Source organism: Paenibacillus sp. W4I10 (assembly GCF_030816325.1).
GTDB lineage: Bacteria > Bacillota > Bacilli > Paenibacillales > Paenibacillaceae > Paenibacillus > Paenibacillus amylolyticus_B.
Window position 1 is genome coordinate 659,301 of record NZ_JAUSXX010000001.1, and the last position, 14,706, is coordinate 674,006.

The 14,706-nt window shown below is 45.8% G+C and carries 15 protein-coding genes and 1 riboswitch; all 15 genes read left to right on the plus strand.

The window, feature by feature from the left end; translation table 11 throughout:
* Positions 1 to 81 precede the first annotated feature (81 nt).
* The 15 genes from QF049_RS02965 to QF049_RS03035 all read left to right on the plus strand — a co-directional run bounded on the left by QF049_RS02965 (position 82) and on the right by QF049_RS03035 (position 14,699).
* Positions 82 to 990, plus strand: coding sequence for a helix-turn-helix transcriptional regulator (locus QF049_RS02965; protein ID WP_307534702.1), 909 nt, complete (start codon positions 82 to 84; stop codon positions 988 to 990).
* Positions 991 to 1,625: 635 nt separating this feature from the next.
* Positions 1,626 to 2,282 (plus strand): stage V sporulation protein AA, encoded by a 657-nt coding sequence (locus QF049_RS02970; protein WP_307534704.1) that lies wholly within the window; start codon positions 1,626 to 1,628, stop codon positions 2,280 to 2,282.
* Positions 2,263 to 2,691, plus strand: a complete 429-nt coding sequence (locus QF049_RS02975) for a stage V sporulation protein AB (protein ID WP_179198576.1) — start codon at positions 2,263 to 2,265, stop codon at positions 2,689 to 2,691. The genes QF049_RS02970 and QF049_RS02975 overlap by 20 nt, the downstream gene beginning before the upstream one ends.
* Before the next feature lie 24 nt (positions 2,692 to 2,715).
* Complete coding sequence (locus tag QF049_RS02980; RefSeq protein ID WP_307534706.1) at positions 2,716 to 4,383, plus strand: spore germination protein; 1,668 nt, start codon at positions 2,716 to 2,718, stop codon at positions 4,381 to 4,383.
* Between the two features lie 104 nt (positions 4,384 to 4,487).
* Positions 4,488 to 5,819: a diaminopimelate decarboxylase gene (gene lysA, locus QF049_RS02985; RefSeq protein ID WP_017687645.1), complete on the plus strand. Its 1,332-nt coding sequence runs from the start codon at positions 4,488 to 4,490 to the stop codon at positions 5,817 to 5,819.
* 248 nt (positions 5,820 to 6,067) lie between these two features.
* On the plus strand, positions 6,068 to 6,499 hold the full coding sequence (locus QF049_RS02990; protein WP_017687646.1) for a peptidylprolyl isomerase: 432 nt from the start codon (positions 6,068 to 6,070) through the stop codon (positions 6,497 to 6,499).
* Positions 6,500 to 6,607: 108 nt separating this feature from the next.
* Entirely contained in the window at positions 6,608 to 7,150 is a 543-nt protein-coding gene (locus tag QF049_RS02995) for a hypothetical protein (RefSeq protein ID WP_307534708.1), read from the plus strand.
* A complete protein-coding gene (locus QF049_RS03000) occupies positions 7,144 to 7,920 on the plus strand; it encodes a hypothetical protein (RefSeq protein ID WP_307534710.1) in 777 nt (258 codons plus the stop codon). The genes QF049_RS02995 and QF049_RS03000 overlap by 7 nt, the downstream gene beginning before the upstream one ends.
* Before the next feature lie 168 nt (positions 7,921 to 8,088).
* Positions 8,089 to 8,257, plus strand: a riboswitch (FMN riboswitch).
* 323 nt (positions 8,258 to 8,580) lie between these two features.
* Positions 8,581 to 9,684, plus strand: a complete 1,104-nt coding sequence (gene ribD / locus QF049_RS03005) for a bifunctional diaminohydroxyphosphoribosylaminopyrimidine deaminase/5-amino-6-(5-phosphoribosylamino)uracil reductase RibD (protein WP_167483687.1) — start codon at positions 8,581 to 8,583, stop codon at positions 9,682 to 9,684.
* A 61-nt stretch (positions 9,685 to 9,745) separates the two neighbouring features.
* On the plus strand, positions 9,746 to 10,414 hold the full coding sequence (gene ribE / locus QF049_RS03010) for a riboflavin synthase (protein ID WP_150364570.1): 669 nt from the start codon (positions 9,746 to 9,748) through the stop codon (positions 10,412 to 10,414).
* 32 nt (positions 10,415 to 10,446) lie between these two features.
* A complete protein-coding gene (locus tag QF049_RS03015) occupies positions 10,447 to 11,679 on the plus strand; it encodes a bifunctional 3,4-dihydroxy-2-butanone-4-phosphate synthase/GTP cyclohydrolase II (protein WP_307534712.1) in 1,233 nt (410 codons plus the stop codon).
* 102 nt (positions 11,680 to 11,781) lie between these two features.
* The gene (ribH, locus tag QF049_RS03020; protein WP_017687651.1) at positions 11,782 to 12,249 is read left to right on the plus strand and encodes a 6,7-dimethyl-8-ribityllumazine synthase; all 468 of its coding nucleotides are present in this window, start codon (positions 11,782 to 11,784) and stop codon (positions 12,247 to 12,249) included.
* A 104-nt stretch (positions 12,250 to 12,353) separates the two neighbouring features.
* A complete protein-coding gene (locus QF049_RS03025; protein ID WP_076328266.1) occupies positions 12,354 to 13,154 on the plus strand; it encodes a segregation and condensation protein A in 801 nt (266 codons plus the stop codon).
* Positions 13,123 to 13,779 (plus strand): SMC-Scp complex subunit ScpB, encoded by a 657-nt coding sequence (gene scpB / locus QF049_RS03030; RefSeq protein ID WP_036672307.1) that lies wholly within the window; start codon positions 13,123 to 13,125, stop codon positions 13,777 to 13,779. Before QF049_RS03025 ends, scpB begins: the two co-directional genes overlap by 32 nt.
* A 188-nt stretch (positions 13,780 to 13,967) precedes the next feature.
* Positions 13,968 to 14,699, plus strand: coding sequence for a DUF2953 domain-containing protein (locus tag QF049_RS03035; protein ID WP_307534716.1), 732 nt, complete (start codon positions 13,968 to 13,970; stop codon positions 14,697 to 14,699).
* Positions 14,700 to 14,706: the final 7 nt, after the last annotated feature.

Here is a 14,706-nt window from a genome sequence, read left to right on the forward strand (position 1 = left end):
AATAGTGTTATATTAAGGAGAAATACGATACATTTATATCAATATTACACTTAAAAATATAACTATATTGAGATGAGGGCCATGCAGAAGATCGAATTTATCATTGATCAACATTTGAAAGAAATGACGCAACACCGTACCGATACATTATCTATAGCCTGTTATGAGACAACCATTGTTCAAAATGTTCACGGACATATTCCTCTCCACTGGCATGATGAATTGCAGTTTGTTACCGTTCTTCAGGGTACGGCGTTGTTCCATATCAACGATCAAAAGATGATTTTGTCCAAAGGTGACGGGATTTTTATCAACAGTGGAATAATGCATATGGCTGAAGATCACGAGGAGAGCGAGAACTGCATTTATTTATGTCTGAATTTGTCCCCGCATGTTATCATGCCTTCGGATTTGTATATAAAGTACGTACATCCATATGTAACAGCAACTAATTTGCCTTTTCTGTATATCGAAAGAGCTAACGTTTGGGGAGAACAGATTCTGGATGTTATTGCACGGATTAGAAAGGAGTTAGTGCACCAAGTTCCTTTTTACGAAGTGAATGTTGCTTCTGCGGTGCTTAATATGTGGAAACTGCTGATTATGAACGGATATTCTCTAGAACATGATCCATCAGAGATGAGCAGAAACAATCGAATGAAAGACATGTTGCAATGGATTAATCTCAATTATGCTGATGAAATTAAGCTGGAAGATATTGCGAAGGCGGGACAGTTGAGTCGATCGGAGACATGCCGTTATTTCAAGCAAATCCTGAAAACTACACCCATGCAATATGTGATCGATTACCGCATCCAAAAAAGCATTGAACTATTGCAATCCTCCAAGCGTAGCGTCACCGAAATTGCCTATGAGGTCGGTTTTAACAGCACGAGTTATTATATTAACCAATTCCGCAAAACAATGAATTCAACCCCTTTACGATTTAGAAGGGAATTGAACAAAAGAGAAAAAGAAAATAATTCTTGAGAAAATGTTTATGATCGGTAAGTCTATCAACCAATCCCAAAGAGTCGCCCATACGGCGACTTTTTTTGATATGTAAAATAATGCTTTACACTCCGTTACGCCTCAAATCGGTCAAAAGGAGAGCGTATAAAAGGCTAATCTCCTAATTTCTAAAATTAATATCAAAAAGCTACTTTCACAAGTCATGGAATTTTGAGCAAAATAACCCCAAAAAGCTCATCTTTTAATTCCCTTCCTGCCTACTCCCCAGCATATTTATTTCAAACGTTTGGAAACGGGAGGACGATGGGTAGCGGAGGGATGGAATTGGTCAAAAGGAGCGAAGCGTGAGGGCTCACCTAAGGATACATAAGCAACGCAGGCGGCAGATTAGACCTGAAGAAGCGAAGCGTTCGCCTTTGTCTCCAAATTTCTAACACTTAGAAATCAATCAAAAGAATTTGGAGACAACAGCGATCAGAAGGTTGGTCTGCCGTCGGAGTGTCTGCGTGTATCCTCCCCCGAGCAACAGCGACCAATGACCGATCCATCCCGCAGCACTAGCACAACCTCCCGATCTTTTTCCAACCCGTTTGTAATAAATTTGCACATTCTTCAAATACTAACCTAAATTACGCAGTAAAGGAGTGCTATGGATGTCCCAGACACCCACTCCAATGGTCTATATTCGTCTACGCAGCCGTATTCGCATCCAGAGGGGCAGAGCAGTCAAGCTTGGAGACATTGCACATGTACTGACCTCTTCTGAAGACCAGGAGGGCAGGCTACTGGAGCTTGAACTGCTGCGCCCTGGACCAGAGGATGGCAATCTGATCCTCATTGATATATTGCAGATTATTCCCCGAATTCGGCACATTTTGCCGGAGGTAAGTGTGGAACTGATGGGATCAGGTCATACGTTGGTTGAAGTCATTGCGGGAAATGGTCAACCTTCCAAGTCCCTGTTCATATTGGTTTGGCTGCTGCTGTTCTTCGGATCAGCCTTAACCATTATGAATTTTCATGCCGATGTGAACATGCAGGAAGTACAGATTCGAATTGTGGAGATGCTTACTGGGCAGCGGGACGAACATCCCTATCTGTTCCAAGTGGCGTATTCCATTGGCATTGGATTTGGAATGGCAGTATTTTTTAATCATTTGTTCAAGAAAAAGTGGAATGAGGAGCCTACCCCGCTGGAAGTGGAGATGTTTCTGTACCAGCAAAATGTAGATAAATATGTAGTGATTGAAGAAAGCGAACGGATGCACGAGCAGGAACGCAGGGAGATGAATGCGGATGAGCGTTCTTAATGGAGCAATCAGCATTGTATTGGGTATTGCAGGGGGAATTGCCGTAGGAAGCGGCGTAATTGCGCTCATTCTGGTGCTCGATATGATTCCCAGGTTGGCCCAACTTACGCAATCGTATGACAAGACTCACTGGTATGAAGGGGCGCTAATTGGTGGTTCACTTGTCGGGACGGTGGCGGATTTCTGGCACTGGAAAATGCATGGGGTGCTGCTGCTCAGCCCGATCGTTGGTTTGTTCTGTGGTGTATTCATCGGTCTGCTCGCCGCAGCGCTCACCGAGGTGCTTAATGTACTGCCCGTGCTAGCCAAACGATTGGGCATGAAACCTTATTTATTTGGATTGCTGCTCGCCATGATTTTGGGCAAAATGACAGGTTCCCTGTTTGATTTTTTTATATATCAGCGTTAGATCGTGGCCATAGGAGGATGGAAAATGGATGAACGTTCGGATCATAGAGGCCAGGAAAATAGTGAAGGTATAACGGAAGAGATGTTACACAAGTCTGCTTATGAGATTCAGAAGGAAGAAGAGAAGAGAGCGTACAAAAAGAAAAAACAAAATGAAATGTCCGACAGCATTGAGGAATCGGTGCAGTATTGGCAGGAAAACGATGATATTTCCCCACGCATGAGTGAGAATAAATATACACTGCAACAGGTGCTCGGGCTCGGAGAATCCTTTGATGTTAATTTGAGGGAAATGGTTCTGGGTGGCAAACACGTTGGCTTGCTGATGATCACCGGCTTCGCGAAAGATGAGATATTGCTTGAAGTATTAAAAAGACTGACCTACCTTACCCCTGATGATGTGTCAGGGCATGCACTCAAGTCCTATTTCGAATGTTACATTCCCCATATTCAGGTGGAAAGAGTCGACAAGATGAGTGCGGTCATCAACAAGGTTCTTACCGGTATGAGCGCAATGTTTGTTGAAGGGGACCGCTCGGTCCTAATTATGGATACCCGGAGTTATCCGGTACGTTCACCCGAAGAACCTTCATTGGAAAGGGTAGTCCGAGGTTCCAGAGACGGCTTTACCGAAACGCTCCTGACCAATGTAACCTTGGTGCGCCGCAGGATACGCGACCCTGGACTGAAATTTGAGATCATGCAGGTGGGGCGTAGAACACAAACCGATGTCTGTGTTGTGTACATTGATGATATTGTGGATAAAGTGCAGGTGGATTCCGTTCGTGAAAAAATACAGCGAGTGGATATCGATGGTATTCCCGCGGCCGATAAGCAGCTAGAGGAAGCGATTATCAACAAGGGGTGGAACCCGTTCCCACTCGTTCGTTATTCGGAACGACCAGATGTTACAGCTTCCCATTTGCTGGAAGGACGAGTTGTCATTTTTGTAGACACTTCCCCCAGTGTGATGATTCTGCCTACGACCTTCTTCGACCTGTGTGAGCATGCGGAGGAGAACAGACAGACTGCCTTAATGGGAACATATTTACGATGGGTGCGTTTTGCAGGGATTCTCATATCGTTGTTTTTGCTACCACTATGGCTGCTGATGGTTATTGATCCTTCAATTAAACCGATGGGACTGGACTTCATTGGTCCACAGGAAAATGTAAAGTTACCGCTGATTCTACAGTTTCTACTGATCGAGCTTGGCGTCGACTTATTACGTATGGCAGCGGTTCATACGCCTACACCTCTCGCATCGGCCATGGGCTTAATCGCGGCAATTCTAGTCGGGGATATCGCCGTGAAAACAGGATATTTTGTCAATGAGGTTGTACTCTATATGGCGATCGCAGCCATCGGAATGTTTGCCACCCCGAGTTACGAGCTGGGACTTGCCAATAGGCTGGTCAGGTTGTTTCTGCTCATTGCAGTAGCGATATTCAAGGTTCCTGGATTGGTCGTGGGCAGTACACTACTCATATTGGCGCTCACCGTTCACCGGTCTTACAATTCTTCGTATCTCTGGCCTTTTATACCGTTTAATGCAAAGGCCTTAGGTAACTTTTTATTCCGGCTTCCGCTGCTGGAAAATAAAAAACGTCCATCATTTAACAAAACCCGTGACAACACCAAAATGTCCGATGATCCGGACGGTGAACTGCGAAAAAGTAAAAAACACAAATGATCTTCCGAAAAATCCATTCATCTCGCCGCCTAATTTGATATACTGGTGTAAAATCATTGGAATAGCAAATGTTCCAGTATATAAAAAAGTGAGGAATGCAGATTATGTATTTACATGGTACAAGTAAAATAAATGCGCAAGGGCATCTGGAGATTGGCGGAGTTGATGCAACAGATCTGAAAGAACAATTTGGAACTCCCCTGTACGTTGTGGACGAGCAATTGGTTCGCGAGCGTTGTAGAGAGTACATGGAAGCATTCCGTGCTTCCGGACTGGGTTTCCAGGTTGCTTACGCAAGTAAAGCGTTCTGTGTAATGGCGATGTGTGCACTTGCAGCTGAAGAAGGACTTTCCCTGGATGTTGTATCTGATGGTGAATTGTTCACTGCACTGCAAGCAGGATTCCCGGCTGAGCGCATTCATTTCCACGGTAACAACAAAACGCTGGAAGAAATCGAAATGGCTCTTGATGCAGAGATTGGATGCTTTGTTGTTGATAACTTCAATGAATTACATCTGTTGCAGGCTGTAGCTGCGGACAAAAATCGTAAAGTAAACATTTTGCTTCGTGTGACGCCTGGTGTTGAGGCCCATACGCATGAATATATTTCCACAGGTCAGACGGATTCCAAATTTGGATTCGATATCGGTAATGGTACAGCATTTGAAGCGATTGACTTGGCTTCCAAGCAGTCTAACCTGGTATTGCTGGGTGTGCATTCCCACATCGGTTCCCAGATCTTCGAAGTTGAAGGCTTCCAGATGGCTGTTCAACGTGTTGCTGAATTTGCAGCAAGTGTATATGAGCGTCTTAATGTTGCTTTCAAAGTGGTTAACCTTGGTGGTGGATTCGGAATCCGTTATATCGACGGAGATACGCCGCTTGAAGTTGCGCAATACGTGAAGGCTATTACAGACGCAGTTAAAAATCATTTTGCTCAAATCGGCTATGCCGTACCTGAGATCTGGGTTGAACCAGGCCGTAGCATCGTGGGTGAAGCGGGAACAACGCTTTATACAGTTGGAACTAGCAAAGACATTCCAGGCGTGCGTAAATACGTTGCCGTTGATGGTGGTATGACCGATAACCCACGTCCTGCTTTGTATGAATCCAAGTATGAAGCTGTGCTTGCCAACCGTGCGAATGAGGCTGCTCAGGAAACGGTATCTGTTGCGGGTAAATGCTGCGAGAGTGGCGATATGCTGATCTGGGATCTGGACTTGCCAAAAGTGGAAAGTGGCGATCTGCTCGCTGTAGCTTGCACAGGCGCGTATAACTACTCCATGGCAAGCAACTACAACCGGATTCGTCGTCCGGCCGTTGTATTTGTCAAAGACGGTCAAGGAGATGTCGTGGTACGCCGTGAGACGTATCAAGATATCATCCAGAATGACCTGGTACCAGCGCGCATTGGAAAACAGCCAGTAACTCGCTAATTCGTCAAAAGATAATACGATTCTGCATTATTCAAGATATAGTGATCTTAAAGTTGAAGCAGATGAAAAGGGAACTTCCTTTTTCGTCTGCTTTTTGCGTATTTGAGCTAAATCATGAAAAAAGTTGCCGTTTTTTTTGCGATCCAGACATTTTCGGTGTACACTAAGAAAAGTGCTGTAATGCTTGGCCCAGGGTCATGCGTTCTGGCACCATTAACGATGGTCAATACGAAAGGAGTCATTTACATATGGCGAAACAAGCGAAAATTAAATTGGCAAACGGCGGAGAAGTTTTGATCGATCTGTTCGATCAAGAAGCTCCAAACACAGTAGCAAACTTTGAGAAACTGGCTAACTCCGGTTTCTACAATGGCCTTACTTTCCACCGCGTTATCCCGGGCTTCGTAGCTCAAGGCGGATGTCCTAACGGTTCCGGTGCAGGTGGCCCAGGGTACACAATCAACTGTGAAATCAACCCGAACAAACATGAGCGCGGAACACTCGCTATGGCACATGCTGGCCGTAACACAGGTGGAAGCCAGTTCTACATCTGCTACCAACCGCAACCACATTTGGATGGACAACATACGGTATTTGGCAAAGTAACCAAAGGTATGGAGTTCGTGGACGCTTTAGAAGGTAAAGACAAAATGGAAACTGTTGAAGTTGTAGAAGCTTAATACCTTCACCTTAACTGGATCCAAACATGAAGTGCTTCTTTTATAGAAGCACTTTTTTTATTTTTTTTACATACTTGAAATCGATGATTAGAAAGGATGAATTAAACCTTGGATATGGTTACTCAGCTAAGCTTGTTAAAACAAATTTATAGTGAGCGCACGTTGTGGGATGAAGAACTGCAGGCATCGCGGCATGTCGTTCCGGATAGTCTATCCGTAAAGGATCGAGAAGCGCTTGAGGCAGCCGGGCATGAACCGAATCGATTTGTACGTCCGCAACATGATGAAACGATTACTGAGCTGAAAAAAGTTGCAAATCAATGGACGATAAATGATGCAGCGCAGGCTTTTGTATCCTCTTTGTGGTCCGCACCCATGATCTGGCGCTCGTTGCTTACGGGCAAGCTTATTGCGAGCAGTATGCCAAGTCATGAACATACGCCATATCCATCTTCGAACACTTGCAAGATCTGCGGATTAAGTGTAGATCAAGCAACCGACACGACGCTGCAATGGTATTGGCGGATGACCAATGGAACCCCGTTGGACGGTGATCCTTTTGGATATGTGTTGGCACTCCGAGAGCTGGCTGCCGCGCAGGAGATTCCAATACCCAATGATTACGACCGCTGGACATTCCGTGCGTGTTAACGGTGCTGCGCGAACTACCTCCCAAAACACGTTACAGCAAGGCAGCAGTAGCGCTCAAGAAGGAACGCCTTTTGCCTACACAGAAGGAATATGCCTACCGTGATTTGCTTGAGACGTTAGCTCTGATTGGCATACTGGATACGGCGGAACATCCCGGAATGATCACGGAATTCACCTCTTACATGCAGCGTGACGCACGCCCCAATATGCGTGTTGAAGTGCAGGCCCCTCTGGCGTGGTGGGACTCATCTGTCGGAATTAATGAGAACAACCTGAACAAGATATTTCATGATTTTGATCTGAGTAATATATCTCTTGCGGATAAGCCTGATGAGAGTCCAGCTGTAAAGGACACAATCTTAGGGGCATTGGAGAAGAAGAGAAGTGTTCGCGGAAAAGTACCAAAGGCATCTCCTGATGCAGGTACCGGGGAGGTACAGTCTGGAGATGTGTATGCTGTTCGGGTGCGGGAAGGTGTATGGGTGACGGTGTATTGTCATGAAGTCAGAGACAAGCGTGTCATCGTAGAATATCTGGATGGTGTCTTTCCAGAGATGCCGGGAAAAGCAGATTTGCATGGGACGTTTCGACCGAGAGCGAACGGACGCTGGAAATGCTCGGCTATTGCGATCGATTCCACAAGTTGGGTCAGAAGGGTGGCAAGAGAGTTCCCGCTTCCAACTTCACCCCTGCAAGAACCTGACCGCACTCCATTTCATAATGCCAAAGAATTAAAGCATATGGCGAGCTGGTGTTTTCCTGATATGTAGAATGATGCGATGGATGTGAAATGTGCCTCCAAGCAAAAACCGTGCCTCCTTGAGAGGAAGCGGTTTTTTGTTGTTTCTTAGCTTATTAAAAGTTAGTATGTGACAAAAAGGAACAAAAAACAATTGATTTTTTGGCATTAAAGTGCTAACATCCAAGTAATAACGAAAGCAATCCTTCAGGGCAGGGTGCAATTCCCTACCGGCGGTGATGCAGGAAGTGTAAGGACCTATGTGTCCAGCACTTGATGCAAAGTCCGTGACCTGTCTGCCCTTGGCAGATGGCTGATCTGGTGTAATTCCAGAACCGACAGTATAGTCTGGATGGGAGAAGGAGAGGTGCAGACCTAACAGGTTTGCATTCAGCAGGAGTATTGCTGCACAGTCACGATTTGTAATGTCTTGCACTGTGCAGGGAAGATCCGGTTACGTCGGAAAGTTCCATACATATGCCACACTATAAAAGCTCTTTACCTGTAATTGATGTTCATTAAGGTATGTGTCTATTTTCACTTGCCCGAAATGAAGTTTTGGGCAAAGTGTTGGCGTGCTGTATCCATTTCACTCCTGCTGGTGACATTTGTCTCTCATCATCCCCATCGAACTGATTGTTCGACGGGGATTTTTTAATAAACAAGACTTTAAACCGCGGGGTGAACGGATTTGGAAATGATCAATGATGAATTTTATATGGCACTGGCATTGGATATGGCGGAACGAGCACAGGGACAGACGGGGATCAATCCGGTCGTTGGATGTGTAGTTGTGAAAGAGGGTCGTATTGTAGGCCTGGGGAGCCATCTGAAACGTGGAACCGGTCATGCAGAGGTGCATGCACTTAACATGGCAGGCAGTGATGCAGAAGGAAGTACGGTATACGTTACACTTGAGCCTTGTAGTCATTATGGCAAGACGCCACCTTGTAGTGAACGCCTGATTCATGAGAAGGTGAAACGTGTTGTGGTATGTTGTGAAGATCCAAATCCGCAAGTATCCGGCAGGGGCATAAGCATGCTTCGTCAACAAGGCATTGAAGTTGAAGTTGGCGTACTGCGTGAGCGTGGAAGACGCATGAATGAAAAATTCATTAAATTTATTACAACGGGTCTACCTTTTGTGACACTGAAGACGGCTACTACTTTGGATGGCAAAATTGCTACTCGCAGCGGAGACAGCAAGTGGATCTCTAACGAGCCCGCTCGTGAGATTGTGCATGCCCTTCGTCATCGTCACCAGGGAATTATGGTTGGCGTCGACACGGTAATCGCCGATAATCCGGAACTTACAACCCGTTTGCAAGTCGAAGGCATTAGTCCAGTGCGCATTGTGGTGGATTCCAAGTTACGTCTTCCCGTAGGTGCCAAAATGGTTAAGGATGGTCTTGCTCCAACATGGGTGCTGACAACAGACGAAGCCAGTCCTGAAGCTGCTGAACGTTTGGAAGCCTACGGCGTCGAAATTATACGCTGTGGTCCTGGACCACGTGTGGATCTGTTAAACGGACTTAGCAAGTTGGGTGAGCGTGAGATTGGTTCGATTTTGCTTGAAGGTGGAGGCACCTTGAATGGAGCCATGCTGGAGGCACGGTTGGTCGATCGACTGCTCATGTTTATCGCTCCGAAGATTGTAGGCGGTTATGATACACCTGGAAGCTTCCGCTTCGAGGGTGTGGAACGTATGAATCAGGCGATTCAATTGAATCAGTTGGAGATCGAACAAGTTGGAGATAATATCAGCATTGGCGGTATTCCGGTGTGGCCTGAATAAATAAATGGATTTTAAAGTAGAAAGTTAGGTTCTTTATAACTTGAAAAAGGGAGGCGGCAGCATGTTTACCGGTTTGGTGGAAGAAGTCGGTCAGATCCGGCGTATTGGTCGGAAAGGCGAAGCGATGGTCCTGAATATCGGAGCTTCCGCCATCATGGACGATCTGAAGATTGGTGATAGTGTAGCAGTAAACGGCGTGTGCTTAACAGCAACAACACTCGAAGGTGGAGGTTTTACCGCCGACGTAATGCCTGAAACCTATCGTCATACCAATCTCAGTCAGCTGCAATCTGGCAGTAAAGTTAATCTGGAGCGGGCCATGCAATCAGGCGGTCGTTTTGGCGGCCATATCGTTCAGGGCCATGTAGATGGTACTGGAGTGATTGGCAGTATAACACGTGATCAAAATGCAATTGTGTTTGAGATCAAGCCTGATGATCACCAGTTGTTCAAATATCTGATCCCCAAAGGATCGGTTACACTGGATGGCATTAGTTTGACCGTTGTCCATACGTCGGATACCGCATTCACGGTTTCCATTATCCCGCATACCATTGGTGAAACTGTACTAAATGTGAAAAAGACAGGGGATACCATTAATATCGAATGCGATATTTTGGGCAAATATGTGGATCATCTGCTCCAGTATGGGAGAGGACATCGGGAGACGGGTGCTGGCAAGCCGCGCAGTATCAGTGAAGATTTTCTCGCCAATCACGGATTTGCATAAATAGAGAACAGAAATTAACTGGAGGTGGAACAATGTCAGAACAATCCATTCTGGACACAATAGAAGAAGCCATATATGATCTCATGCGTGGTAAACCTGTCATTGTTGTGGATGATGAAGATCGGGAGAATGAAGGCGATTTTATCGCTTTGGCCGAAAAGGCGACACCTGAAGTCATTAATTTCATGATTACTGAAGGTAGAGGTCTGGTCTGTGTTCCGATTACACAACAACGTGCGGACGAACTTAACCTGAAACCGATGGTTCAACAAAATACGGATTTCCATGGAACAGCCTTCACCGTCTCTGTGGATCACAAAGATACGACAACAGGTATCTCGGCACATGAACGCTCTATTACCGTGAAAGGTCTAATCGATTCTGAGGCGAAAGCCGGGGACTTCCGTAAGCCTGGTCACATGTTCCCGCTGATTGCAAAAGACGGCGGTGTACTTCGTCGTGCCGGGCACACAGAAGCAGCGGTAGATTTGGCTATTATGTGTGGTTCATATCCCGCAGGCGTTATCTGTGAAGTAATTAAGGAAGATGGCACGATGGCCAGACTTCCGGATCTGCAGGAGATTGCCCGCAAACATGATCTGAAGCTGATCAGTATTCAGGACATGATTCGTTACCGTAACGAAAAAGAGCAGCTGGTTCAACGTGAAGTGGCTGTGCGTATGCCAACGGACTTTGGTGAGTTTCAAGCGGTGGCTTATACAAACGCTGTGGACAATAAGGAACATGTGGCTTTGGTTAAAGGAGAAATTGATGGTTCGAAACCCGTACTTGTACGTGTGCACTCTGAATGTTTGACAGGTGATGTATTCCATTCGCATCGTTGTGACTGTGGTCCGCAGTTTGATGCGGCACTCAAACAGATTCATGAGGAAGGCAATGGTGTACTGCTTTATATGAGACAGGAAGGTCGGGGTATTGGCCTGATCAACAAACTCAAAGCCTATAAGCTGCAAGAGGAAGGTATGGATACGGTGGATGCAAACCTGAGTTTGGGTTTTGCTGCTGACTTGCGTGATTACGGAATTGGCGCTCAAATACTGAAAGACCTTGGGGTTCGTCAGATCAGACTGTTAACTAACAACCCTCGTAAAATTAAAGGCCTTGAAGGATATGGACTTGAAGTCGTAGAGCGTGTCGCGATCCAGATAGAGGAGAACGAGGACAATACGGTTTATCTTCATACCAAGCAAGCCAAGTTGGGGCATATGCTCAAGTTTGATGATATCGAACAAAACGAACAGTAAATATATTTTAGATGAACAACGTTGACCATGTAATTTATGGAAGATAATAATTAGGGATTTCCGTTACTTACATTACATTATACCGTTAGGGAGATGACTTGAATGCCACAATTTTTTGAAGGACATTTAGTATCAGAAGGATCCAGATATGGAGTTGTCGTTGGACGTTTCAACGAATTCATTACCAGTAAATTGCTTAGCGCAGCGCTCGATGCTTTCAAACGTCACGGCGTGCAGGATGATGAAGTGGATGTAGCCTGGGTTCCAGGTGCGTTCGAAATCCCTTTGATTGCGCAGAAAATGGCGGAGAGCGGCAAGTATGATGCGGTGATTACGCTGGGAACTGTCATTCGTGGATCAACTACACATTACGATTATGTATGCAACGAGATGGCTAAAGGGGTAGCGGCAATTAACCTGAAAACAGGCGTGCCTACGATCTTTGGACTGGTTACAACAGAAAATATTGAACAAGCGATTGAACGTGCCGGAACCAAGGCGGGTAACAAAGGTTGGGATGCAGCTACGGCGGCAATTGAGATGGCAAACTTGACGAAACAGCTAAAATAGTGCTTATTTAATAGTAGTGCCCTGCTTTGCGCAGACGAACACGGGAAACCGGATTCGGACGGCTTAGCAGGGTTTTGTATTTTTCTGGCGGGAGGATTCGTCTAGTGACGGTAGTTACATACAAACTGGAGACTTTTGAAGGGCCTTTGGATCTGCTGCTTCATCTGATTGATAAGGCTGAAATTCATATCCAGGATATTCCCATCAGCGATATTACCGATCAATACATGGCGTATCTGCATTCGATGCAGGAACTGGAACTGGATATTACGAGTGAATTTCTGGTCATGGCAGCAACATTGCTGTCGATCAAGAGCAAACTTTTACTGCCCAAACCACCGGTAATTGAGGACTTTGAGGATTATGATTTTATGGAAGAAGAAGATTATGATCCACGTGCAGAGCTGATTGCACGTCTGATAGAATATCGCAAGTACAAGGGAATTGCGCGTCATCTTCATGAACGGGAGTGGGAACGCAGCCTTATATTTTCCAAAGAGCCCGAGGATCTGCGCCCCTATATGCCCGTAGAAGCCCAATCGAACCCGGTTGAGGGTTTACACACCTCTGACCTGATTGCAGCCTTTCAGAAGGCGCTACGCAAGGCTGAGAAGCGTACAACTGTAACCCGGATCAAACGGGATGAGATTTCGGTTAAGGACCGGATACGGGATGTCATCGGCGCTTTGGAAAGTATGGGGCCGGGAGGCAGACTGTTATTCTCCAAGTTGATGGATGAGCATATCTATCGCCATGAGATTGTTGTCACTTTTCTGGCGGTGCTGGAACTGATGAAGATGAAGCAGATTGTCTGTTATCAGGAACGGATGTTTGAGGATATCGTTATGGAGTGGAGAGGGGAAACAAAGAATCATGGATTTTCCGAAATTGAAATCGATTATTGAAGGCCTGCTGTTTTTGTCCGGAGAAGAAGGTCTGAGTATCAAACAAATCGCCGAGATCGTCGACCAGCGAGTTGAGCTTGTAACGGACGCGATTGAGGAGATGATTCATGAATTTTCACAGCAGGGACGAGGTGTACAGATTCTCAAGATCGCTGGTGTAGTTCAGTTGGGCACCTTGCCTGACCACGCTGTCTATTTCGAGAAACTGGCATACTCTCCCGCACGCACGTCCTTATCCCAGGCGGCTCTGGAGACGCTGGCCATTGTGGCGTATCGTCAGCCGATTACACGGGTAGAGATTGAGGAAATCCGCGGTGTAAAATCGGAGCGGGCCATCCATACGCTTGTGAATAAGGATCTGATTATTGAAGTGGGACGAGCCGAGGCCATCGGACGACCAATTCTGTATGGAACGACCAAGTCATTCCTGGATTATTTCGGACTGGCTTCAATTAAAGACCTTCCGGAACCAGGCTTGTTCGAAGATTCGGAAAACCTGGAAGAAGAGACACAACTGTTATTCAACAAACTGGATTTGCAACAACTGGAACCGGAAAGTGCTGATCCGGCGGATGACCTAAGTCATATCGACAACGAAGACGATAATACGGATTCTTCACTCTAATTTGCTAGCTCATACTAACCGACACCCATCAGTGGAGTCGGTTTTTTTGTGCATTGTTTTAGATAAATGGTGAAAAGAACAGTTTCCAAACAAATATGTAATGGGATTTTTAGGTCAGACGTGAATTTTTTCCTATTCAGAGTGCCATACTAGACGAGAAAAGAATTGAGGGCTTGGAGGTAAGGCCTGTGTGGATTTGGCTTGGAGGAATCGGTTTGTTGTTCGCATTGCTGATTGCCGCAGTCCTCATCTCAAATGTTCATGTACATTTTACATTCAGTAAACATAAAAGTGATGATTACGCCAATATTAATGTTCGTCTTCTCTATGGAATTGTGCGGATTAACTATGAGATCCCGAGTATTGTTTTTCGCAATATGAAGGAAGGTTTTCTGGTCAAGACCGAACATTCCATGAATCATTCGAGAGGCGAGGCCCATGGAAGTGAGCGGGTCAACAAACGCAAAGTCAAGAAGTGGGCTAAAGATGTGAAAATTATGCTTAGGGCAACAGACGCGCTCAAGCTGTGGCTTAAGCAAACACTCACACGCGTACATATGACCCAACTGTCCTGGGCTACCCACATCGGCGTTGGTGATGCAGCATATACAGCGGTGCTGACGGGCTGGGTGTGGAGTATCAAATCCATTATTATTGGTTTTCTCACCTATCAGATCCGCTTTGATGAAACACCCGTGCTTCAGGTTATGCCGGTATGGTCCGATGAAATGGAATTTAGAACCGATCTGGATTTCAGAGCGAAAATTCGGTTTACAGCCGTTCTGATCGCTGGAGTTACACTACTCACCCGTGTGCTTCAAGTCGAAGGCGGATGGCGGATGTGGTTCAGACTTCTTCAGGAACAGCGCCGCAGGCATAAGGAGAAGCAAAAGAAGAAACTTAGTGGGACAACTCTGTAAAAACCCA